Here is a 20,365-nt window from a genome sequence, read left to right as displayed (position 1 = left end):
CACATCGCTCCAGGTCTGGTTCAGCGCCTGCGTGGCGGAGTCGACCTCCTGACGCACGCTCTGCTCCACATCGTTGACCGCGGTCTGGAACTGGGACTTCATCTTCTGAAGCTCCTCCAGTTCCATGGAGCGGTTGACCTCGGCCTTCACGTCGGCCACGTAGCGCTGCGCCTTGCCCAGCAGCGTGCCCACGGTGCGGGCCACGCGCGGCAGCTTCTCGGGACCAATGACGATCAGCGCGACCGCGCCGATCAGCGCGATCTTGTCGAAGCCGAAATCAAGCACTGGGGATCAGGACTTGGTCTTGGCGTCGACGTCGACGGTGTTGGGGTCGTTGACCTTGTTGGCCGTGACCTGCTGCGGCGCGGCGGGCGCATCGGCACTGGCAGACCCGTCCTTCATGCCGTCCTTGAAACCCTTGACGGCGCCGCCGAGATCGCTGCCGATGTTCTTCAGCTTCTTGGTGCCGAAGATCAGAACGACGACCAGCAAGACGATCAGCCAGTGCCAAATACTGAATGAACCCATGTTGTTTGCTCCTTGTGGACTGGCTCAAATTCTAGGTGAGGGCTGCTCAGCCCTTGGCCCACGGCCGCGGGCCACCCATCACGTGCAGGTGCAGGTGGAACACCTCCTGCCCGCCATCATGACCGGTGTTGATGACATGACGGAAACCGTTGCTGACGCCCAGCTCCTTCATGAGCCGCGGGCCCAGCGTCATCATGCGGCCCAGCAGGCCGGCTTCGGCCTCGGTCACCTCGGCCATCGAGACGATGTGGCGCTTGGGAATGATGAGCAGGTGCACCGGCGCCCAGGGCTGGATGTCGTGGAACACCAGCAGCTCATCGTCCTCGTGGACCTTGCGGCTGGGGATCTGGCCGGCAACGATCTTGCAGAAGATGCAGTTCGGGTCGGAGTGGCTCACGGCTTGTATCCTCGTTGGGCGAATTCGGTCAGGCCCGACAGGCCTTCGCGACGGGCCAGCTCGGCCAGCACGTCCTCGGGCTTCAGGCCGAAGTGGGCCAGCGCGATCATGCTGTGGAACCACAGGTCGGCCACCTCGTAGACGACCTTCTTCGGGTCGCCATCCTTGGCGGCCATGACGGTCTCGGTCGCTTCCTCGCCGACCTTCTTCAGGATGCTGTCCAGGCCCTTGTCGAACAGCTTGGCGACGTAGCTTGTGCCGGGGTCGGCGCCCTTGCGGGACTCGATGACCGCGCCGACGCGGCGGAGGATGTCGTCACTCATAGATTTTTTTCGGGTCTTTCAGCACCGGCTCGGCGGGGCTCCAGGCGCCGTTTTCCAGCTTCTGGAAGAAGCAGCTGTGCCGGCCGGTGTGGCAGGCGATGCCGGGCTCGTGCCCCAGCTGCGTGATGGTCAGCAGCACGACGTCGTTGTCGCAATCCATGCGGATGGCGTGCACCTGCTGGAAATGGCCGCTCTCCTCGCCCTTGTGCCACAGCTTGTTGCGAGAGCGGCTGAAATACACCGCCTGGCCGCGCTCGGCCGTCAACGCCAGGGCCTCGCGGTTCATCCACGCAAACATCAGCACGTCGCCCGTGCCCTGCTCCTGGGCGATCACGGGCACCAGACCCTTGTCGTCCCACTTCACTTCATCGAGCCAGTTGGTCATCTCGTCAGTCTAGGTGAGTGGGGCCCACATGGCCTCGCTCGGCGGCAAACCACTGCAGCACGGGGATGGTGCCGGGCAGCACGGGCTGCACCTGCACCGGCAGGTCGGCCCAGGCCATCTGCTGGCCCTCGAGCATCTGGAACTCGCCCGTCCAGTCGTAGACCTTGCAGAAGTTCAGCCGCACGCGGGCGTGGGGGTAGTCCATGACCAGTACCTGCCACGGGTGGGCGGCCCCGATCTCGATGCCGATCTCCTCGCGCAGCTCGCGCGCAAGCGCCTGCTCGACGGTCTCACCCACCTCCACCTTGCCGCCGGGGAATTCCCAGTAGCCGGCGTAGACCTTGCCCGGTGGGCGCGAGGTCAGCAGGAAGCGCCCTTCCCGGCCGGCCGCGTCGCGCTGGACCAGCACGCCCACGGCCACCTCGACCGGCGCGCGTTCGGCGTCAGACATGGTCCAGTCCTTCGGGTGCGTTGTCGCCGATGGCCAGGCCCGGCAGCGGCTGGCCGACCGCGCCGCGGCCAGCCAGGTCGCGGGCAAACTGGTAGGCCACGCGGCCCGAGCGGGAGCCGCGCTCCAGCGCCCACACCAGCGAGGGCTGACGCGCAGCAGCAATGGCCGCGTCGTCCAGCCCGAAGTGGCGCAGCCACTGGGCGACGATGGTCAGGTACTCCGCCTGGCTGAACGGATAGAAGCTGATCCACAGCCCGAAGCGCTCGGACAGCGAGATCTTTTCCTCCACCGCCTCGCCGGGATGGATCTCGCCATGCTCGCCGCGCGAGCCGCCAAGGTTGTCGGCCATCTTCTCAGGCAGCAGGTGGCGGCGGTTGCTGGTGGCATAGATCAGCACGTTGTCGCTGGCGGCAGCCACCGAGCCGTCGAGCACGCTCTTCAGCGCCTTGTAGCTGGCCTCGCCTTCGTCGAAGCTCAAGTCGTCGCAGAAAACGACGAAGCGCTCCGGGCGGTCGGCGATCTGTTCAACGACATCCGGCAGGTCCACGAGGTCGGCCTTGTCGATCTCGATGAGGCGCAGGCCCTGGGCCGAGAACTCGTTCAGCACGGCCTTGATCAGCGAGCTCTTGCCGGTGCCCTTGGCGCCGGTCAGCAGCACGTTGTTGGCCGGGCGGCCGGCGACGAACTGCGCCGTGTTGCGCAGCAGCTTTTCCTTCTGCGGTCCCACTTCCTGCAAGTCAGACAGGGCGATGCGGCTGACGGCGCGCACCGGCTCCAGGCACAGCACGCCCTGGCGGCGGCGGGCCCGGAAGGCGGTGGACGCCGCCCAGTCCGGCGGCGTGGGCGCATGGGGCAGGACGGCCTCGAGCCGGGCCAGCAGGCCTTCGGCGCGGTGCAGCAGGGATTCCAGAGCGGCAGACATGCCGCCAGTGTAGGAGGCAGGCCGTCAGGCGATGGCCTTGAGGGCTGCTTCCAGCTGCTCGGTCGGCAGGCGCCGGAAGCCCGAGCGTGCATAGCGGTGCAGCCGCCCGATGATGAAGCTCACCCACACGGCGGCCTGGGCGTTGGCCTGCACCGTGGGTGTCAGCGAGCCCTGGGCCTCGGCAGTGGCGCGCAGCACCTGGCGCAGCGAGGACTCCACGCGGTCGAAGAACTGGTTGATGCGCACCGTGAGCCGCTCGTGCTCGTAGACCAGCGCGTCGCCCACCATGACGCGGGTCATGCCGGGGTTCTTCTCGCCGAACTGCAGGATCAGCGTGGCGATGCGCGCGGCCTGCCCGGGCAGGGGCTGGGGCACGTCCACGACCTGGTGGATGAGCCCGAAGACGCTGCGCTCGATGAAGTCGATCAACGCCTCGAACATCTGCGCCTTGCTGGCGAAGTGGCGGTACAGCGCGGCCTCGCTGACGTCCAGCTTGGCGGCCAGCGCGGCGGTGGTGATGCGGTCGCCGCCGGGCTGCTCGAGCATGCCGGCCAGCACCTGCAGGATCTGGGTGCGGCGCTCGCCGGGCTTGGGGCGCTTCTTCGGCGTCGGCGTGGCGGGGCTGTCGGCGGCGGTCTCGGCGTCCATGGCGCCGGATGCTAATCCCGCAGCCAGCCCAGGCGGCGCGCTTCGTAGATCGCCTCGACCTTGGAGCGCACGTGCAGCTTGCGGTAGACGCGCTTCACGTAGGTCATGACCGTGTGCGGCGACACCTGCATGAACTGCGCGATCTCGTCGAAGGTGAAGCCCTTGGCCGCCAGGTGCAGCACACGCGACTCCTGCTCGGACAGCGCGACAACCTCCTCGTCGGCCATTGCCGCAGCCATGGCCTCGGGCGACGGGCCGGTGGACGCCTGCGCACCGGGCGCCAGGCGCACCAGCAGCCGGCGCGCGATGACGGGGCTGATGGGGCTGCCGCCCGCGCGCAGCGAGCGCAGCTGGCCGGGCAGGTCCAGCGCCAGGCTGTCCTTGAGCAGGTAGCCGGTGGCGCCGGCCTCGATGCTGGCCACCACATGCTGCTCGTCACCGAACACCGAGATCACCATGACCTCGCACTGCGGCCGCGTCTGCGCGGCGTGGCGGATCAGCTCGATGCCGCTGCCGCCGGGCAGGTCCAGGTCGACGAGCAGCACGTCGGGCTGCAGCTGATCGAACATGCGCCGGCCCTGCGGCAGGTCGGGCGCGATGCCCAGCAGTTCGATGTCGGGCACGCTGCCGAGGGCGTGGGTGAAGGCATCCCGGAAGCGGGCTTGGTCTTCGACGATCAGGACCGAAAACGGGGACATGGGTACGACAGACGTGAGAAAACGCAGGACACCCGATTGTCAACCCAACCAGGCGCCGGGCCGGCTGGGGTGTTCATTCAGAAGTGGGGGGAGCGCGCCAGCGCCGCGAGCGAGCGCACGCGGCGGCTGACGTAGGCCGGCCGGCGCTGCACACCCCGCATCACCCCGGCCTGGCGCAGCCAGCGCTGCATCCAGACCGTCTTCATGCCCAGCCCACGGGCCGTCTTCTGATGGATGAGGGTGTCCTCCACCAGCACGCATTGCGTGGCACGCAGCTTGAGCCGCGCCAGCACGACGCGGAACATGCGCGCGTCGGGCTTGGGCCGTGAGTGGCCGAACAGCTGCATGTCCTCCACGCAGATCAGGCCCTCGAAGGCCCCGCTCAGCCCGATGGTGGCCAGCACGCGCTCGGCATAGCCACGCGGCGCGTTGGTCATCAGGAACTTGCGGCCGGGCAGGCGCCGCAGCGCGGCCAAGTCGTGCGCATGGCCGTGCAGGTGCGCCTCCAGGCCGGGCAGCTTGTGCGTCTCGGCCAGGAAATGCGCCGGCTTCACGCCGTGGTGGCGCTGCAGGCCGGTCAGCGTCGCGCCGTAGCGCAGCCAGTAGCGGTTGCGCAGCTCGGCGGCTTCGGCATCCGTCAGGCCCAGGTGGGTGACGATGTAGGCCGACATCGACGCATTCAGCTCCCGGAACGCCCGGTGCGACGCGTTGTGCAGCGTGTCGTCGAGGTCGAACAGCCAGACCTTGTCGCGCAACGCCATCGGTCAGCGCGACGAGATCATGGTGCCGTAGGCCTGATCGGTCAGGATCTCCAGCAGCATGGCGTGTGGCACGCGGCCATCGATGATGTGCACGGCGTTGACGCCGCTCTTGGCCGCGTCGATGGCACCGGCGATCTTCGGGATCATGCCGCCGCTGATCGTGCCGTCGGCCACCAGCTCGTCGATGCGGCGCGGCGTCAGCTCGGTCAGCAGCTCGCCCGCCTTGTCCAGCACGCCACGGATGTTGGTCAGCATCAGCAGCTTCTCGGCCTGCAGCACGGTGGCCAGCTTGGCGGCCACGACGTCGGCGTTGATGTTGTAGCTCTCGTTCTTCTCGCCGAAGCCGATGGGGCTGACGACGGGGATGAACTGATCGTCCTGCAGCGCCTTCACGACCGACGGGTCGATGGAGACGATGTCGCCGACCTGGCCGATGTCGTGCTCCTTGCTGGGATCGTCCTTGTCCTGCACCTTGAGCTGCTTGGCGCGGATCATGCCGCCGTCGCGGCCGGTCAGGCCCACGGCCTTGCCGCCGGCGGCGTTGATGAGGCCCACGATGTCCTGCTGCACCTGGCCGGCCAGCACCCACTCGACGACTTCCATCGTCTCCTCATCCGTGACGCGCATGCCCTGGATGAATTCGCCCTTCTTCCCGAGCTTGCTCAGCAGGCCCTCGATCTGCGGGCCGCCGCCGTGCACGACGACCGGGTTCAGGCCCACCAGCTTGAGCAGCACCACGTCCTCGGCGAAGTCCTGCTGCAGCACGGGGTCGGTCATCGCGTTGCCGCCGTACTTGATGACGATGGTCTTGCCGTGGAACTTGCGGATGTAGGGCAAGGCCTGCGAAAGGATCTCGGCCTTCTCGCGCGGCGCGATGTGGGAGACGTCGGTGGTGTGGGGCGTGGTCATGCTCGGGGCTCCGATGAACTGCGGCGCATTCTAGGAATGCTGCGGCGCAACGCTGCGCGGCACGGCATCAACGAGCAGGTGTCGCCTTCCATTGCTGCACCGCGAGTTCCGTCTCCTCCTCAATCAGGTAACGAAGTGCATCCACCTTGCGCTCGGTGGACAAGGCCTGCCAGGGGTCATTGCCCTGGCGGCCCGGGTCAGCCACCGCCACGCTGGCGCGCGCCCGGTAGATCGCCTGCAGGTCCAGGGTCGCCACGTCGACCAGCAACATGTCCACATAGACATACGGCGCCAGAAAACCGGAGGCCGGTTGGTTGTTGTCCTCCCGAACCACTTCCAGCATCGTGTCCACATAGAAACCCAAGCCCTCAAGCTGGCCGGCACCGCTGCTGCTGCGATACAGCTTCAGGTTGGCTTCGCCGCGTGCAGGCTGAATGAGCAGCAGGTGGGACAGACCCGCCTTCTTGGCGGCATCGAAAAGGGGCTGGGTCACCAGCACGGCATCGCCATCACGCTGCCAGGGCATGCTGCCCTTGGCCGGCAGCGCCAGCGGCAAAGCCTCGCCATACCCGTGACGGCGCACACTGTCCGCGACCGCCTTCAGCACGATGCGCTCGATCGCGTCGCCGACCTGCAGCCGGTCGCGGGCGTTCTGGTCCAGCCGGGTCCCGGTGGTCGGCGCCCGCACCACCACCTGCACATCCCGGCCCGCCGCCGACATCACGCCAACCTTGGTGATCGGCGCCGCGCTCGCAGCGGTGGCACAAGCCGCCAGCAATAGCAGAACAACGCGGCGGAAACGGATGATCGTCATGAGCATCTGGCAGAGTGGTAGGTGGCCGGCAGACTAACGCAGCCGCCTCGCTGCGCCCGCGGTATTTCTCACCTGACCGGGCCCGACAATACCGGCATGCAAGCGCGCAGTTACCTCAAGCTCTCCGTGGCCACCGCGGTCGCCACCATTGCGCTGAAGACGGCGGCCTGGTGGTGGACCGGCTCGGTCAGCCTGGCCGCCGACGCGCTGGAGTCGCTCGTCAACCTGGCCGGCGCCATGTTCGCGCTGGCCATGGTGACGCTGGCCGCCCAGCCGCCCGACGAGGAGCACCCCTACGGCCACCACAAGGCTGAGTACTTCTCCAGCGGCTTCGAGGGCATCCTCATCATCGCGGCGGCGCTAGGCATCCTGTGGGGTGCGATGGACCGCTGGCGCCACCCCGAGCCGCTGGAGGCCATCGGCCTGGGTGTGGGGCTGGCCATCGTCAGCTCCACGCTGAACGGCCTGATGGCCTGGGCCATGCTGCGCAAGGCACGCGAGGTGCGCTCGGTGGCGCTGGAAGGCGACGCGCGGCACCTGTTCACCGACGTCTGGACCTCGGCCGGCGTCGTGGCCGGCCTGATCGGCGTGATGGCCACCGGCTGGCACTGGCTGGACCCGCTGCTGGCTGTCGTCGTCGCGCTCAACATCCTGCGCGAAGGCGTGCACCTGATCCGCCAGTCCAGTCAGGGGCTGATGGACGCTGCCCTGGACGCCGAATCGATGGCGCGCATCGAGGCCGTGCTGGCGCGCTTTCGCGAGCCGGGCACCGTGCGCTTCGACCACATCGTCAGCCGCGAGGCCGGGCAGCGCCGCTTCATCGACCTGCACATGCACATGCCGGCCACCTGGTCGCTGGGCCGTGCCGCCGAGCAGCGCAACGCCCTGGAACAAGCGCTGATGCAGGCCGTGCCCGGCCTGCGCGCCACCATCCAGCTGCTGCCCACCGACGTGGAAGCGCATTTCGACGACCCCAAGGACTTGATGTGATCACCGTGTTGCAACGCGTGCGAGAGGCGCGCGTGGAAGTTGCCGGCCGCGTGACGGGACAGATCGGCCCCGGCTTCCTGATGCTCGTCTGCGCCGAGCCTGGCGACACCGAGGCCACGGCCGAGAAGCTGATCGCCAAGGTGCTGAAGCTGCGCGTCTTCAGCGACGAGGCCGGCAAGATGAACCGCAGCCTGCAGGATACGGGTGGCGGCCTGCTCATCGTCAGCCAGTTCACGCTGGCAGCCGACACCAGCGGCGGCAACCGGCCCAGCTTCACCGGCGCCGCGCCGGCCGAACAGGGCCGCCGCCTGTACGAACACACGCTGGCCTGCGCTCGCCAGCATCACGCCCACGTGGCGTGCGGCGAGTTCGGCGCCGACATGCAGGTGCACCTCGTCAACGACGGGCCGGTGACGATCCCGATGCGCATCGGTTGACGGCAGCCGCCCGGCCGCGTTCAGTGCGGCGGCGTCAGGGGCTCGCCGGTTCTGAGGCAGAACCAGTGATCCGACGCGTGGCTCTCATCCCGCAGGTACAAAGCCTGGCCGCGCACACAGAGCAGCGACTTGGCAGACCGGCTTTGCTCGTCCTGGAGATAACCGACGAAGCCGTCACCGCTCGCCAGGCTACAGAGCCAATCAGCAAACGCCAGCGCCTCGTACCAGCCCTGCAGGTCCTTGAAGCCCGGCAACTTCAGCGTGACACCCGCCCGTGGGCCGATCGCGTCCTGCCAGTACGCGGCCACCCAGTCGCCGGGCTGGAACGCCCCATAAACCTGCGGCAGCGGATGCAGGTCCATGCTGACGCGCTCCATCGCGAAGAAGGCATGTTCCGGCCAGGCGTCGGGCGCCGGCCCATCACCCTCGACCAGGTAACGCAGCGTCGCGTCCGCCTGCGGGTCGACAGGCTGGGTCAGCTCGATCGAGAGATGAAGGGTGTAGTGACTGGACACGCTGTTGACTGGGCGGCGGTGGTGACGGGCGCTCGCTGCATCTGCAGCCCGGCGATCTCACAGGTAGCTCAACCGCCCCCAACTCCGCCGCAGCACCTCACTGGCATGCGGCATCTTGCCGGCGATGGTGTAGAGGCTGAGCGCCACCGGAAAGCGCCCGGGCGCCTGGCCCACGAACACCACCACATCCATCAGCACGCCATCGACGCGGCCGGCGAAGCGCCCCTCGGCGCCGCTCAGCACGCCGTGGCTGGCGGCCCGCGCGGCGATACCCCGTGCCTGGCCGGGCGCCAGGCCGAAGTTCTCGCTGGCGCGCCGGATGGCGCTGGTGGCCACGGCCAGCATCTCGCCGGGCGCCACGCGCTGCTCGGGCCAGCTGGAGAAGGTCATCGCCATGGGCGGGTGGTGACGGTTCGGGCTTTCGGCCACGAACAGCGGCCGGCCCCGGTCCTGGATGAGGCGCGCCTCCCACGGCGGCTGGTTCTCCACCCAGACGGCCAGCCCCAGCTCGCGGACCTCGAAGATCTGCATCTCGCGCAGCCGGCGTGCGGGCGCCGCCGGTGCCTGCGCCGGGCTGCACGGCGCCCAGGCAGCCAGCGCCGCCATGCACAGCGCGCGGCGGCTGTGCCCGCCCGGCGTCAGCGCGGCCGTCATCGCGCGGCTCCGCCGGACACGGCAGCGCCCAGCCCCAACAGCGCCAACGCTGCCACGGCCAGCAGGCTGTACCAGCGCACGCTGCGCCTGAACGCCTCGCCCGCCTTGAACCGGCAGCTGCACCAGCAGACCAGCCACACGAGCAGATAGCTCACCAGCGCACGGCCCACCAGGTTGCCCAGGACAAAACTGAAGCTCATGCCACCGCCTCCGTGGCCAGCTGCGCCAGCTGCCAGCCTGCTGGCGCCCACTGCATGCACTGCAGCGACAGCGCATGCGCGTCGGTGCTGGCGTGGAACACGCGGGCGGCCTCGACCCGCAGCGCCGCCAACGCGCCGGGCACGCCGGGGTCGGCAATCAGCAGCACGTCGCGCCGAGGCGCGCACACCTGCGTCACGGGGCCAATCTCGCGGCTGACGTGGTGCTGCCAGAAACCGTCGAAGGCCAGCAGCACCGCCTCCAACTCGCCGCCAGTGCGCACCGCGAACACCCCGTCGTGCACGCCCGTGCGCACCAGCTGGGCCGTGAAGCGCCCCTTGAAGTTGGCCAGGGCCAGCGCCCGGATGTCGGCCGTCGACACCCCGGCCTGGGCCAGCAGCGGCGGCGTGGCCATCACGAAGTGCTCAGGCTGCTCGAACGCATAGCTCAGCAACAGGTCACCGCACAGCGGTGCCGTGACGGGCAGCTGCTCGTCGGGCACGCCGTGCTGGCGCAGCGTGCCCAGCAAGTCGCGGTGTTTCACCCGCAGCGTGAGCCGCTCAGGGCGGTAGAGATCGTCGGTCATGGTGCGTATGTGGTCAGCGCCGGCGGTGGCAATCGGCTGTCGAACCCCGGTGAAGGCCTTGCAGCGAAGGCCGCCGTCGGGAATGGTGGCGTGGTCGTCTCAGAACCAGCATCGGCGCTCACACCTCGCCGCCATGGCGCACGCCCAGGGCGTCGCTCAGGCTCAGGTACTCGCTCATGTGCTCGCGCGCTACCAGCCAGCCCACCCAGGCATCGGCATCCTGGGGCGGTTGCAGCAGCGCATAGGGCTGGGTCGACAGCCATGCTTGCAGCGCTTGCATCAAAGCCTCGCAACGCTGTGCGCCAGCACCGGGCAGGCCGCTGGCGTCAAAGCCCTGCAGGCCACGCTCGTCGAGCATGGCGTCGATCTGGCTCTCCAGCTCGGTGTCGTCCTTGATGTCGGCGCATGCGGCGGCATTGCCTTCGCGCAGCGCGCCCAGCGCCGTCCACAGCTGGGTCTTCAAGCTGCGCGCGCGGCCGACCTCCTGCATCGCCTGTTCCACCGTGTCGCAGTTGCCATCGGCTACCAGCTCCAACCATCGCTTGACGCCCTTGGACTTGCTGCTGTGCAGATTGATCTTCCGGGGCGGCGGCGGCACCGGCACCGGCCGTCGCAGCGCAGCACCCTCCGCGCGCCAGCCATCGCGCTGCACGCGCACATGGCGGCGGTAGTGAGCCACCAAGTCTCTGGGGTAGTAGGGGTGCTCACCGAATGCGCTGTCGTCCAGGTCCAGCGCGCACACGGCCAGCGCAGCTTCGGTGGCGAAGTGCATGAACGTGCCGGGGTAGGTGCAGGCATGTTCGGTGACCCGCCCCTGCGCATCGCGCAGCGGATAGCGCCGCTGGGCCTTCCACCCCAGGGGTTTCATCATCTCGTTCCAGCGCGCCATGTAGCGCTCGATGCCCGCCTGTTGTTGGGCACGCTCACCGCCCAGGGCTTGGGCCAACTTGTTCCACCCCACCCAGCAGGGCTTGTCATGTTGCGCAGGCGGCGGCAGGCCGTCCGGCAGAAACGCGTCGTAGAGCGCATCGAGCACGGCAAACCGTTCGTAGTGAAACCGGGGCTGCTGTGCGCGTGGGCAACACACAGACAACACCGCGCGCACACGCGCCACATCGTCTTCCAGCAACAACCACAGCGCCAGGCCGTAGCGGATGTGCCAGACGTCCACGCCGTACATGTCCCGATCGGCGACGCCCAGCTCCTGACAGCGCTGCTGGGCAAAGTCGCGCAGTGCCACCAGCAGCGGCCAATCGGCGCGCATCTGCTCGAGCAGCTTGTCCAGCGGCTCGCCCACTGCATACATCAGCCGCCAGCGCCCGAAGAGACCCCTGATGGGGTTGGAAATACTGACGATGAACTTCGCCGCGTCCTGCGTGCTGCGCCAATCGGCATCCGATGCCTGCACGTCAAGCACCGCTTTCTGGCCATAGAACCAGTCGTCCGCATAGCGCCACGGGTCAGGCTGCGGGTCTCTGAAGGTGGCGACCGGGCGGTCCTTGATGGCCAACTCAAGGGGGTGAAACATCAAGGGGTCCATACGTTCCCGATCACGACGTCGGTGCCTGTCATGCCTTTGTTGTTGATCTGGTGAAAGCTGGTGCTGCCCTCTTTGTCGGTGCGCGCCAACACCTTTTGGAGCGTCATGGGGTCTTTCATGGCCTCCACCTTCAGTTTGTCCAAATCTGCCTGTGCCAACGGCGGTGCGGTGAGTTCGTTGATGCGCTGCCGCAGCCACACATCACTCATTTGCCGCTCCCCGCTCTTGACGGTGCACAGGTCGCCTTTGGTGCCACAAGGATCGGTGGGTTTGACACCGCCCGTGGCCTTGGATTCGACGATAACGTAGTTGCCATTCTTGTCTTTGTAGATCGCATCGATGCCGGTCTGCCCGCGCCAAGCATCAAAGGCGCCATCGTTCTTGCCCACGGCCAACACGGGGCTGTAGCCTTTGGCTTCGAGCAGTTCGCGCGTCTTCAACTCTCCAAAAAATCCTTTCTGCGTGGGCGACAACAGGCCGTACTTGGTGTCCGTGATGTCCTTGGTGCGCGTCAAATCGCACTTGGCGTTGTGCGCCCACAGCCCCGACGCGCCGACGAAGTAGTTCGACGTGCTCGCGACGCTGAAGTTGTAGACCCGCAGCGGCGCGTTGACGAGCTTGTTGGACAGCACCAGCACGTCGCCATTCAGCGCCGCCAGCACGTCCTCGTCGGTCACGTCCTCCGCCGGTGTCCAGCCCTTGCCCTGCACCCACAGCGGGTGCTCATCGGTCAGGCGGAAGGTCTCGAACTCGGTCTTCAACTCGCGGTAGCGCGGCGCCACGCGGCCGAAGGTGCGCTCAACCGCCTGCGGCGCGTCCGTCCAGAAACGGTCATGGCGCGACAGCACCGCATCGCCCTGGCTCACGCCCTCGATCGGCACGGCGCCCGTGGGCAGTTGCACCAGCGTGCCGCCGGCAAAGCTGGCGCAGCCCAGGTCCTTCTTGAGCCCCTTCACGGCATTGGCCACCGAGCCGCTGTACTTGCCCAGCCGCGTGGCCAGCTTCAGCGCGACAGCCGGGCTCACGTAGCTGCCAATCACCTTGCCCAGGTCGTACGCGCCGCACTGGGTGGCGCGCGTGATGGTGTCAACCGCCTCCTGCCCCAGCAGTTCGCCCAGCACTTTCAGCGTGCCCTTGGGGTCGTTGTAGAAGGCCTTGCCCAACTCCACGAGGCCCGACACCACCTCGCCCGGGTTGCTGATCAGGTCGATCAGGTCGGTGACCTGGCCCTTCATGCCCTCGAACAAGCCCTTGCCGAACTCGTAGCCGTACTGCAGCGCGCCGCTGACGTCGTCCCACAACGACGACCAGAAGCCCTGGTCCTCGGGCTTGGCGCCCTTGTTGTCCTCGCTGGCCGGCGTCTTCTCGCAGACGTCTTCCAGGAACTGGCAGTTGTTCTTCTTGGCCCAGGCCTGGCGGGCCGCGACGTTCGCGAAGCACTGGCCCGGGTCCGGGCACAGCGCCGTCGTCACGCTCAGCGCCGCAGCCGGCGCCGCCTGCGACGGGGCCGGCCGCAGCATCAGCGCGGTCAGCGACAGCACCAGCCACCACACCAGCGCCGCGCGCAGCGGCCCCGGCGTCACGAATCGGCTCACAGGCACGGCGGGTCCTCCACAGGCGGGTCGGTCGGCGGATCGGTCGGCGGCTTGCCACCCCCTCGGCACGCCGGGTCGTAGTACGGGCAGGTGGGCAGCTTGGGCGGCGTGGGCGCGGGCCCCGGGTCGGTGGGCGTGCCGTCGTTGCCCGGCCCTGGGCTGCTCACCATCGCCGTGTTGCGGATGGCGTCCGACTGCATGCGCACCACCACGTGCGACACCACTGGGATGCGCCCCGCCTCGATCAACCCCAGCTTGAACGCGTCCCCCACCCCGGCGCCCAGCTTGCTCAGCGCCCAGGTGTAGAACCGCCCCACCAGCGGCATCTGCTTGTCTTTCGGGATGCCGTAGGTGATGCGCAGCTTCAGCAGGTTGGCGTCCTGCAGCGTCTGCCCGCTGGCGTTGCTCTTGGGGTCGCTCTTGCAGCCGGGCACGTCGCGCGGGCAGTGCAGCTCGTCCAGGCCCACGTTGGGGATCACCAGGTCTCCGGCCTTCAGCGCTTCTTTGAGCGCAGGGCTGGCGTAGTCGTCAAAGCTTTCCTTGGTGGGCGACAGCACTTCCACGCGCATGCCCACTGCCGTGTCGGCCGTGGCCCTCGCGTAGCTCGCCGCCAGCTCCGCCACGGTGCGACCGCCGCCGTAGTAGCCCACCATGCCCTTGCTGAACGCCGCCTTGATGCTGCTCACGCTGGCGTTGTTCACCGCCCCCGCCCGCGCCGCCTCGAAGGTCGCGTAGTTCACGCTGCTCTTGGCCTGGTAGCCCAGCGCCGCCTGCCAGATGCCGAGCACCAGGAACAGCAGCGTCGGCATCACGATGACGCTCTCCACCAGGCCCGCCCCACGCTGGCGATGCGGGGGGCGGCCAGGGCGGCATGCTGTTGAAGCGAGCGGCAGGGGTGTAGGCAGGGCGAGTGGAGCTGGCATGGAGGTCGCAGGAGGCTGATGCAGCCGCGCACGCCCAGCACGCAGCCAAGCCGCTAACACACCAAGCACACGTCATTGCAGAGGCGACAACGGCACTGACGCCGAACGCGGCGCGATGATGCAGAGGCTGCCCGCCATCGGTAAGCCCTTGAACAGCAGGGGGTGCGGCCTGTTTTGCGTTACCGACGTAACCAGCCGTGTCGCGCACGCGCCCCGGGCACATTGCCCGGGCGATCGCCCCGCCGGGATTTGTTCGTCAGCCGCCCGCAGGCATCAGTCCTTGGCCTCGTAGACCGCACCGTTGAAAACGTAGCGTGTCGTGCCGTCGACGCGCTGCGCAGCCTGGCTGCCCTGGCCGTAGGGCGTGGTCCACCCGCGCGTGCGCACGCGCAGCTCGCTCATCCCTTGAGGTGACTTCTGCGCGCCGATGACGACGATGGACTTGGTCTTGCTGGTGTCGATGCAGTCGGGCTCGCACTGCGTGCCCCAGGCCTCCCAGGCCATGTTCTGCACCAACACACGCGCCAGCTGCCCGCCATCCAGCACCAGCAACCACAGATCGGTGCTGTACTGGTCGAAGCCCGCGCCGCGCAGGCGGGTGTCCACCAACACCCCAAAGCTTGCCGCCTGGGCGCTGAGCGCGTAGTTGGCGCGGTCGAACCGGATGTCGCGCACGGTGCCTTCGATGTCCACCGGAAAGCTCACCTGCGCGACGCGCTGCTCTCCCCGCCACACCGTCACGGCCAAGCGGCCGCCGGCTGCGCCGACGTCGCCCTGCGGGTGCCAGCACAGCTGCGCGCGGAAGGCCGCGCCGTTCTGCATGAACAGGCGTTCGCCCTTGGGTTCCTGCGGCGGCGCGCAGCCGGCGTGGGCGGCGCTGCCAAGCAGCGCCAGCATGCAGGCCACCATGTGGCGCAGCAACGTGATGGGTGGGTGGGCACGGTCCATGTCGGGCACAAAACGATTCAAGGTACGGCTTGGCATAGTGGATGCATGCAACTAAAGCCTCCGCCGGCCCATGTCGCCACGGCTACGCCGACGCTGGCCACTGTAGTCACTGCGCGACGCGCTTGAACCCCAATGGGCTGTACCAAGGTGCGGATTGCAGCGGGCCCTCCGTGCAAGTGGGAGTGGCATTGGATGCACGTGGCATGTCATAGCACGGCACATCTCCACCACGCATCGTGTTGACCAGCAGGCCTCCGAACTTCTCCTCCACATCCCACCCAAACAACACGCCATCGTCCTTGATGCGGAACACCAGCCGCAGCGCGCGGCCCGGGCCCGCATTGGCGTAGCGGATGACCTCGTCAGGCACCCGCTTGTCCACCTCAATGAGGTAGTCGCCGATGACGCGGCCTGTGGTGAAGCGCTGCCCTGGCACCGTATCTGTACGCCAGGTCACGCGAACGGTGCCGGGCAGATGGCCGGCAATGTACGAATTGGTGCTAGCCCCTCCGTACCAGCCTTCCATCATTCCCCCAAAGAGTCGCGCGCCCTTGTCGGACATGGCTTGCAGGCCCGCCTTCGGCTCCACGCCTGAATGGGCGAGCCCATACTCAACCACCAACCCGGTTCCGATGCGCCGGCCCTGCGATGACGCTCCGCCGTTGGCGCAGGCACCACACGCCAGCGCCGCGAGCACACACAGCACGCTGTGCTTCATGAACCGCCTCCCACAATCAGGTTCAAGTCATAGTGGTTCTTGTGCAGCCACGCGGCGTAACCGGCCTCGCCTTCCTTCAGGATCGCCACGATCTGGCTCTCGCTGAACTTGCTCTGCCTCATCTCGGCCTCCTCCTTCTCGGCGGGCCGCATTCTCCAGTTACGGGCTGTCTACTTCTGGGGGGAGCTTACGGGTCTGCGAGTGCAGGCGACCTTCCTCGTCGTAGGCATAGCGGGTCAGGGCCTGCAGGCCCGGGCGCAGCACCGTACTCGTCAGCACCAGCCCGCGCGCGTCATGCGTGTAGCGCTCAGACTGCGCCGCATGCTCCAAGGCCACCAGGTGACGGCCTTCGTAGCGCCAGCGGGTGACGTGGGTGGCGGGCTTGCCCGTCCTTCGTAGTAGCAGGCGCTCGCGCCAAGATCATCAGTAGTCGGTGGTGACCCGGCTCCCGTCAGGCTTGACCTCCCAGCCTTTGCGCCAAATCATTTTGGACTTGGGAGGCAAGTAGTACTCGCCGCTATGCAAGGCGGCCTGCGCTTGTGGCGAGTCGGGTGTCGAGTAGCCGGGCAATTCGTAGGCAATTCCTGTTTCCCGGAAGTCGCCACCCGCGTGGCTGAACAAGGACACGCCGCCGCCGCCGCGCTCGATATCCCAGCCGAACAGCACGCCGTCGGGCTTGAGGCGGAACTTCAGGCGCAGGTTGCCGCGCTGGCGGCGAAGGTCTTGCAGCACGGCGTCGGGGATGCGAGCGGCGACGTCGACGGTGTAGTCGCCAGCCAATTCACCGCGGTAGTCGCTGCCCCACGGACCATAGTGTGGAACGCCTGTGTTCTTGGAGACGGCTTGCCGTTTGGCGATTTCCTGGGCTTCGCTGTCCACGGCCGTGACGTACATGGCAGAGCTGAGCATGTCCCGCCCGTATTCGTCATATCGAGATGAGTTTCCTCGCGAGAGTTGGGACTTCAGCCGAAAGTCCTTTCGCCACACCACTCTGATCTTCAGCGGCACCCGCCCCGGGAAGTCGTATTTGCTGCGATTCCTGCTCGACAGCCCGGCACTGTGGTAGACGGGCCAAACCTGCTCGTCCGCAAAGAACTCCACCCCATCCATTTCCGCGCCCGGCACGGCATCGACGACGAGCCGCAGTGCCACGTCACCGACGCGCTGACGTTGGGCTCGCAGTTCGGGCGACTCCGGCGGGCGCGTGCGCTGCGCCTGACAGGCTGAAATCCACGGCAGCAGGACAAGTGAGTTCAAGAAGTTGCGTCGGTCAGGATTGTTTGCGCGCCTCATTTGCCAGATGTTCCTGCAAAGTTGTATCCATTTTCCTGAGCTTTGATCCAAGCCACGTAGGCTTTGACGTCAACCTTTCCAGTCGAGAAGTCCGCCTTGGGATCGCGCGTGGGGAAGCCGTCGGCATCCTTGCCATCGGCCGGGTAGTAGCTGATGTACTTGAGGGTGTCTGCGTGCTCCATCCCGGCGGAGAAGGCCATATCGCGCTGCTTGGTTTTGCCGCTGCCTTGGTATCGGACCTCTCGGTCTTCACTGCAGGGTGTGCCGCTCAAGCAGTACTGGTTGTCGCTCTTGTCGTGGAGCACGGCACTGTCCGGTACGCCGCTCAAAAGGCTCTCCGCATCTTCCTTCATCTTGACTCCCGCAGCATTGGCCTGCGCCACCATCCAGGCCAAAACGACTTGCGCAAGCTCATTGTCCTTAGCAAACCCACCCCCCACGTCCGCATGCGACCCCAAAAAGCCCATCTCCGTGCGCGTCTTGCCCGCAGGCAGCATGGGCGACGCCGCTTCGTTCATGATCGACTCCAGCGGAAACGCCCCCAGGGCCGAGCCCGGCAGCCGGCGTGTCGACTTGCCCCGGTACTCATTGAGCGCCACAGCCTGCGACACATGAGCAAACACATCGGGGATTCCGAGCTGGTAGCTCGTGCCGCTGCGATTGGTGGAGAGCACCGTGTCGAACAACCCCATGAACCGAAAGTTCAGCTTCTGGCAATGCGTCACGTCTTTGCCGTCCACCTTGACCGTGTACTTGTAGACCCCGTCCTTGGTGGCCGAGACGATGCGGTTGGCAAAGTCGCGCGCCTGCGCGGCGCCGCGGCTGAAGCCGGTGATGTCGATGTCCAGCGCTTTGTCGTCATCAGCCTCGCTGTCGGCTTCGTCGTTGAGGTACTGGATCATGCGCTCGATGCGGGCGGGGCCAGTCTTGTTGAAGCCCATATCCCAACTGGACGTATCGCCTGAGCCGTAGGCGATGTCGCCGTACTTTTCATCGCGATGGCGGGTGCCGACGCCCGTCACGTAGTTTCGATTGCCAGCGTCGTACAGATCCCGAAACTTGACGATATTGCTCAGGCCGTTGCCGAGCTCCTTCAGGTCGTCCGCGTTGTCCGTGTTCCCCGTCCCATCAAACGCAAACAAGATCAACCCTTCCGGGTCGATGTAGCGCAGCGGGTTGCCGCGCACATAGCTGTAGGCGTTGGGCCCGTCCGGTGTGCCCAGCGGGTCGGGGCTGAGGTATTCGCCGCGCTGCGGGTCGTAGTAGCGGTGATCGTTGTAGTGCAGGCCGCTCTCGGCGTCGAAGACCTGGCCGGGCAAGCGCAGGTTCATGACCAGCTCACCTTGCGAAGCCAGCAGCGCACCATGGGCGTTGTACTGGCCTTGCCACAGGCTGTGGCCGGCTGCATCGGTGGCCAGCTCGACCGCGCCCAGGTGGTTGGCATGCAGCCAGATCAATTGCTCGGCCTTGCCGAACCAGGCTTGCCAGAGCCGGCTCAGATCCGCCGAGACGGATGCCCGCCCGTCGTTCAGGTGCTGCCCCTGCGGCGTGTCGATCACGGCCAGCGGCAGCTTGCCCAGGTACAGGTACTGCCGCTGCAGCCGGCCCTGCGCATCCAGCTCGGCGCTGAGTCGGCGGTCTTGATAGAGGTACTGGGTGTGCTGTGGCCCCACCCGCTTGGCGATGCGCTCGCCGCGGTGGTTGTAGGTGTAGTGCGCCTGGGTGCCGCGCCTTGCATCGCTCAGGCTGCTCAGGCGCCCCAGCGCGTCCCAGCTCAGGGTCAAGTCTTGTAGGGCCAGGGGCTGGCCTTGTGCGTCGTAGCGGGTGACGGCAGGTCTGGGGGCCGTGGTGGCCGCTTGCGCGCCGGCCTCGGCAGCACTCTGGGCCGCGAGCCACCGGGGCGTGCCCGCCGCGTACCGCACGCGCTGGGTGCCGGCTTGCAACTCGCTGGCCAAGCTCGGCATCTGCATCAAGCGATCGAAACGCCGGTCCGCCTCGGCCTGCGTCAATCGCTCGGCCTGGCGTGGATCCCGCAACACCAGCCGGGCCAGTGCGCCCTCGCTGCCGCGCTCCCAGGTCTGCACCAGGCCATTGCCCAGCCGCACCTCGCGCTGATCCACGCCGTCACGCGTCATGTCGCTGGCCAGGGTCTGCGTGGGCAGCCAGGCCAGCGGTTGTCCCTGGGCGTCGAGGGCGATGCTGCGCAGCAAACGGCCTTGCGCGTTGTAGCCATAGCGCCGATTGACCGGCCCGCAGGTGCTGCAGCCCGCCCCGGTGAACTCGATCAGCCGCAGCTGCCCATGCTGTCAAGCCGTGACATCCAGTGTGGGCCATTCCGCGGCCTGAAACGGCCTGCGTCGGACCTTACCGTCCCGGTCCACATCAGCCGCCTTTGGCCCGATGCTCCTCAATGGCCTGGCGGGCCAATTCAGCGGTATCAACACCCAGCACCTCGCCAATGTCGGTGAAAGGCACCCAGGGCTTGTCGATGAGGCGGCGCAGCAACGCGCAGTGCGTGTAGGCGTCCACCTTCGCTAGGTTCTCCAGCTTGGCCGGCCCGCCCAGCAGCAGCGAGGGCTCAAAGCCGTACATCTCGTCCATGGCCAAGGGGCCCAGCTTCTTGAGCGCGCGATCAAAGAGGTATTTGTCCTCGTGGTCGAGCATGTCCCAGTGATCCGGGTGAGGGCTAAATCTGCCGGAAACATCGAGCCAGAGATCCTCTGGAGGTACCTGACTCAGCGAACCCGTACTCAGCTCGCCGCAGGCTATCTCAATCGTCAGTCGCCCGATCTGGCGGTTGAACAGGTAAAGCTTCCCAAAGGCCGTGCGTGTGATGGCATAGAAGCGCCCAAACTGCTCGAACACGGTGCCGGCCACCCACTCGTCCACCACGCCCTGCCAGGCGTCGGGGTTGATGGAGGTGTACAAACCGTGGCGGAATTGGTTGAAGCCTTCGCTTTGCCAGTAGCCCAGCAGTAAGTCCGGTAGTTCGCCGCGGTACTTGTCGATCAGGGCTTGCGGCACTTCCTGCCGCATGGTGGGCTCGCCAAGCCGCTTCACCAGAAACGCGTATCGTTCGTCTCGCACTTATTCCTCACTCTTCACTTCGTTTTGGGACAGATCTTCAGGTCA

26 protein-coding genes and 1 pseudogene are annotated in these 20,365 nt (G+C 67.1%); 2 read left to right on the top strand and 25 right to left on the bottom strand.

Features of this window, described 5'->3' with window-relative positions; all coding sequences use genetic code 11:
• Positions 1 to 56: 56 nt before the first annotated feature.
• The 12 genes and pseudogenes from tatB to NYO99_RS19210 all read right to left on the bottom strand — a co-directional run.
• Positions 57 to 285 (bottom strand): annotated as a pseudogene (gene tatB, locus NYO99_RS21410) (Sec-independent protein translocase protein TatB); the annotation flags it as partial.
• A 6-nt stretch (positions 286 to 291) separates the two neighbouring features.
• Entirely contained in the window at positions 292 to 528 is a 237-nt protein-coding gene (gene tatA / locus NYO99_RS19260) for a Sec-independent protein translocase subunit TatA (RefSeq protein WP_268168916.1), read from the bottom strand.
• 46 nt (positions 529 to 574) lie between these two features.
• Entirely contained in the window at positions 575 to 925 is a 351-nt protein-coding gene (locus NYO99_RS19255) for a histidine triad nucleotide-binding protein (RefSeq protein ID WP_268168915.1), read from the bottom strand.
• Positions 922 to 1,248 carry a phosphoribosyl-ATP diphosphatase gene (locus tag NYO99_RS19250; protein ID WP_268168914.1) on the bottom strand — a complete coding sequence of 109 codons (327 nt, stop codon included), beginning with the start codon at positions 1,246 to 1,248 and terminating at the stop codon, positions 922 to 924. The genes NYO99_RS19255 and NYO99_RS19250 overlap by 4 nt, the downstream gene beginning before the upstream one ends.
• The gene (hisI, locus tag NYO99_RS19245; RefSeq protein WP_268168913.1) at positions 1,241 to 1,633 is read right to left on the bottom strand and encodes a phosphoribosyl-AMP cyclohydrolase; all 393 of its coding nucleotides are present in this window, start codon (positions 1,631 to 1,633) and stop codon (positions 1,241 to 1,243) included. The genes NYO99_RS19250 and hisI overlap by 8 nt, the downstream gene beginning before the upstream one ends.
• Before the next feature lie 4 nt (positions 1,634 to 1,637).
• Positions 1,638 to 2,084: an NUDIX domain-containing protein gene (locus NYO99_RS19240; RefSeq protein WP_268168912.1), complete on the bottom strand. Its 447-nt coding sequence runs from the start codon at positions 2,082 to 2,084 to the stop codon at positions 1,638 to 1,640.
• Positions 2,077 to 3,006 (bottom strand): ATP-binding protein, encoded by a 930-nt coding sequence (locus NYO99_RS19235; protein ID WP_268168911.1) that lies wholly within the window; start codon positions 3,004 to 3,006, stop codon positions 2,077 to 2,079. Before NYO99_RS19235 ends, NYO99_RS19240 begins: the two co-directional genes overlap by 8 nt.
• Positions 3,007 to 3,030: 24 nt before the next feature.
• Positions 3,031 to 3,654 carry a nucleoid occlusion factor SlmA gene (gene slmA, locus NYO99_RS19230; protein WP_268168910.1) on the bottom strand — a complete coding sequence of 208 codons (624 nt, stop codon included), beginning with the start codon at positions 3,652 to 3,654 and terminating at the stop codon, positions 3,031 to 3,033.
• 11 nt (positions 3,655 to 3,665) lie between these two features.
• Entirely contained in the window at positions 3,666 to 4,352 is a 687-nt protein-coding gene (locus tag NYO99_RS19225; protein WP_268168909.1) for a response regulator, read from the bottom strand.
• A 77-nt stretch (positions 4,353 to 4,429) separates the two neighbouring features.
• Positions 4,430 to 5,113, bottom strand: coding sequence for a pyrimidine 5'-nucleotidase (locus tag NYO99_RS19220; RefSeq protein ID WP_268168908.1), 684 nt, complete (start codon positions 5,111 to 5,113; stop codon positions 4,430 to 4,432).
• Between the two features lie 3 nt (positions 5,114 to 5,116).
• Positions 5,117 to 6,022: an acetylglutamate kinase gene (argB, locus tag NYO99_RS19215; RefSeq protein ID WP_268168907.1), complete on the bottom strand. Its 906-nt coding sequence runs from the start codon at positions 6,020 to 6,022 to the stop codon at positions 5,117 to 5,119.
• Positions 6,023 to 6,089: 67 nt separating this feature from the next.
• Positions 6,090 to 6,836, bottom strand: coding sequence for a hypothetical protein (locus NYO99_RS19210; RefSeq protein WP_268168906.1), 747 nt, complete (start codon positions 6,834 to 6,836; stop codon positions 6,090 to 6,092).
• Between the two features lie 96 nt (positions 6,837 to 6,932).
• Between NYO99_RS19210 and NYO99_RS19205 the strand changes: the two genes are divergently transcribed.
• Both NYO99_RS19205 and dtd read left to right on the top strand, forming a co-directional pair.
• Positions 6,933 to 7,826, top strand: a complete 894-nt coding sequence (locus NYO99_RS19205) for a cation diffusion facilitator family transporter (RefSeq protein WP_268168905.1) — start codon at positions 6,933 to 6,935, stop codon at positions 7,824 to 7,826.
• Positions 7,823 to 8,263: a D-aminoacyl-tRNA deacylase gene (gene dtd, locus NYO99_RS19200; RefSeq protein WP_268168904.1), complete on the top strand. Its 441-nt coding sequence runs from the start codon at positions 7,823 to 7,825 to the stop codon at positions 8,261 to 8,263. Before NYO99_RS19205 ends, dtd begins: the two co-directional genes overlap by 4 nt.
• A gap of 20 nt (positions 8,264 to 8,283) precedes the next feature.
• Here the strand turns inward: dtd and NYO99_RS19195 are convergent, their stop codons facing one another.
• The 13 genes from NYO99_RS19195 to NYO99_RS19135 form a co-directional block, all read right to left on the bottom strand.
• Positions 8,284 to 8,778: a hypothetical protein gene (locus NYO99_RS19195; RefSeq protein WP_268168903.1), complete on the bottom strand. Its 495-nt coding sequence runs from the start codon at positions 8,776 to 8,778 to the stop codon at positions 8,284 to 8,286.
• Between the two features lie 57 nt (positions 8,779 to 8,835).
• A complete protein-coding gene (locus NYO99_RS19190) occupies positions 8,836 to 9,432 on the bottom strand; it encodes a hypothetical protein (protein WP_268168902.1) in 597 nt (198 codons plus the stop codon).
• Positions 9,429 to 9,632 (bottom strand): hypothetical protein, encoded by a 204-nt coding sequence (locus NYO99_RS19185; protein ID WP_268168900.1) that lies wholly within the window; start codon positions 9,630 to 9,632, stop codon positions 9,429 to 9,431. The genes NYO99_RS19190 and NYO99_RS19185 overlap by 4 nt, the downstream gene beginning before the upstream one ends.
• Positions 9,629 to 10,216 carry a DUF1444 domain-containing protein gene (locus NYO99_RS19180; protein WP_268168899.1) on the bottom strand — a complete coding sequence of 196 codons (588 nt, stop codon included), beginning with the start codon at positions 10,214 to 10,216 and terminating at the stop codon, positions 9,629 to 9,631. The genes NYO99_RS19185 and NYO99_RS19180 overlap by 4 nt, the downstream gene beginning before the upstream one ends.
• A 118-nt stretch (positions 10,217 to 10,334) precedes the next feature.
• Complete coding sequence (locus NYO99_RS19175) at positions 10,335 to 11,744, bottom strand: DUF6630 family protein (protein WP_268168897.1); 1,410 nt, start codon at positions 11,742 to 11,744, stop codon at positions 10,335 to 10,337.
• Complete coding sequence (locus NYO99_RS19170) at positions 11,744 to 13,357, bottom strand: polymorphic toxin-type HINT domain-containing protein (protein WP_268168896.1); 1,614 nt, start codon at positions 13,355 to 13,357, stop codon at positions 11,744 to 11,746. The genes NYO99_RS19175 and NYO99_RS19170 overlap by 1 nt, the downstream gene beginning before the upstream one ends.
• On the bottom strand, positions 13,348 to 14,274 hold the full coding sequence (locus tag NYO99_RS19165; RefSeq protein WP_268168894.1) for a TadE/TadG family type IV pilus assembly protein: 927 nt from the start codon (positions 14,272 to 14,274) through the stop codon (positions 13,348 to 13,350). Before NYO99_RS19165 ends, NYO99_RS19170 begins: the two co-directional genes overlap by 10 nt.
• A 273-nt stretch (positions 14,275 to 14,547) precedes the next feature.
• Positions 14,548 to 15,222, bottom strand: a complete 675-nt coding sequence (locus tag NYO99_RS19160) for a hypothetical protein (protein ID WP_268168893.1) — start codon at positions 15,220 to 15,222, stop codon at positions 14,548 to 14,550.
• A 106-nt stretch (positions 15,223 to 15,328) separates the two neighbouring features.
• On the bottom strand, positions 15,329 to 15,940 hold the full coding sequence (locus NYO99_RS19155; protein ID WP_268168892.1) for a hypothetical protein: 612 nt from the start codon (positions 15,938 to 15,940) through the stop codon (positions 15,329 to 15,331).
• Complete coding sequence (locus NYO99_RS19150; RefSeq protein WP_268168891.1) at positions 15,937 to 16,062, bottom strand: hypothetical protein; 126 nt, start codon at positions 16,060 to 16,062, stop codon at positions 15,937 to 15,939. The genes NYO99_RS19155 and NYO99_RS19150 overlap by 4 nt, the downstream gene beginning before the upstream one ends.
• Before the next feature lie 301 nt (positions 16,063 to 16,363).
• Positions 16,364 to 17,197, bottom strand: a complete 834-nt coding sequence (locus NYO99_RS19145; protein ID WP_268168890.1) for a hypothetical protein — start codon at positions 17,195 to 17,197, stop codon at positions 16,364 to 16,366.
• A gap of 32 nt (positions 17,198 to 17,229) precedes the next feature.
• Positions 17,230 to 19,443, bottom strand: coding sequence for an RHS repeat-associated core domain-containing protein (locus NYO99_RS19140; protein WP_268168888.1), 2,214 nt, complete (start codon positions 19,441 to 19,443; stop codon positions 17,230 to 17,232).
• A 172-nt stretch (positions 19,444 to 19,615) separates the two neighbouring features.
• Positions 19,616 to 20,293, bottom strand: a complete 678-nt coding sequence (locus NYO99_RS19135; protein ID WP_268168886.1) for a GAD-like domain-containing protein — start codon at positions 20,291 to 20,293, stop codon at positions 19,616 to 19,618.
• Between the last annotated feature and the right edge of the window lie 72 nt (positions 20,294 to 20,365).

The sequence above is a fragment of the Roseateles hydrophilus genome, assembly GCF_026712245.1.
GTDB lineage: Bacteria > Pseudomonadota > Gammaproteobacteria > Burkholderiales > Burkholderiaceae_C > Pelomonas > Pelomonas hydrophilus.
Note: the sequence above shows the minus strand (reverse complement) of the source record. Positions and strands in the feature narration are given on the sequence as shown.

Bases quoted from the DNA above. Each gene is read 5' to 3' on its own strand.
- tatA (WP_268168916.1), bottom strand. From the start codon at position 528: ATGGGTTCATTCAGTATTTGGCACTGGCTGATCGTCTTGCTGGTCGTC.
- NYO99_RS19250 (WP_268168914.1), bottom strand. From the start codon at position 1,248: ATGAGTGACGACATCCTCCGCCGCGTCGGCGCGGTCATCGAGTCCCGC.
- hisI (WP_268168913.1), bottom strand. From the start codon at position 1,633: ATGACCAACTGGCTCGATGAAGTGAAGTGGGACGACAAGGGTCTGGTG.
- NYO99_RS19240 (WP_268168912.1), bottom strand. From the start codon at position 2,084: ATGTCTGACGCCGAACGCGCGCCGGTCGAGGTGGCCGTGGGCGTGCTG.
- NYO99_RS19235 (WP_268168911.1), bottom strand. From the start codon at position 3,006: ATGTCTGCCGCTCTGGAATCCCTGCTGCACCGCGCCGAAGGCCTGCTG.
- slmA (WP_268168910.1), bottom strand. From the start codon at position 3,654: ATGGACGCCGAGACCGCCGCCGACAGCCCCGCCACGCCGACGCCGAAG.
- NYO99_RS19225 (WP_268168909.1), bottom strand. From the start codon at position 4,352: ATGTCCCCGTTTTCGGTCCTGATCGTCGAAGACCAAGCCCGCTTCCGG.
- NYO99_RS19220 (WP_268168908.1), bottom strand. From the start codon at position 5,113: ATGGCGTTGCGCGACAAGGTCTGGCTGTTCGACCTCGACGACACGCTG.
- argB (WP_268168907.1), bottom strand. From the start codon at position 6,022: ATGACCACGCCCCACACCACCGACGTCTCCCACATCGCGCCGCGCGAG.
- NYO99_RS19210 (WP_268168906.1), bottom strand. From the start codon at position 6,836: ATGACGATCATCCGTTTCCGCCGCGTTGTTCTGCTATTGCTGGCGGCT.
- NYO99_RS19205 (WP_268168905.1), top strand. From the start codon at position 6,933: ATGCAAGCGCGCAGTTACCTCAAGCTCTCCGTGGCCACCGCGGTCGCC.
- NYO99_RS19190 (WP_268168902.1), bottom strand. From the start codon at position 9,432: ATGACGGCCGCGCTGACGCCGGGCGGGCACAGCCGCCGCGCGCTGTGC.
- NYO99_RS19185 (WP_268168900.1), bottom strand. From the start codon at position 9,632: ATGAGCTTCAGTTTTGTCCTGGGCAACCTGGTGGGCCGTGCGCTGGTG.
- NYO99_RS19180 (WP_268168899.1), bottom strand. From the start codon at position 10,216: ATGACCGACGATCTCTACCGCCCTGAGCGGCTCACGCTGCGGGTGAAA.
- NYO99_RS19175 (WP_268168897.1), bottom strand. From the start codon at position 11,744: ATGTTTCACCCCCTTGAGTTGGCCATCAAGGACCGCCCGGTCGCCACC.
- NYO99_RS19165 (WP_268168894.1), bottom strand. From the start codon at position 14,274: ATGCCAGCTCCACTCGCCCTGCCTACACCCCTGCCGCTCGCTTCAACA.
- NYO99_RS19160 (WP_268168893.1), bottom strand. From the start codon at position 15,222: ATGGACCGTGCCCACCCACCCATCACGTTGCTGCGCCACATGGTGGCC.
- NYO99_RS19155 (WP_268168892.1), bottom strand. From the start codon at position 15,940: ATGAAGCACAGCGTGCTGTGTGTGCTCGCGGCGCTGGCGTGTGGTGCC.
- NYO99_RS19150 (WP_268168891.1), bottom strand. From the start codon at position 16,062: ATGAGGCAGAGCAAGTTCAGCGAGAGCCAGATCGTGGCGATCCTGAAG.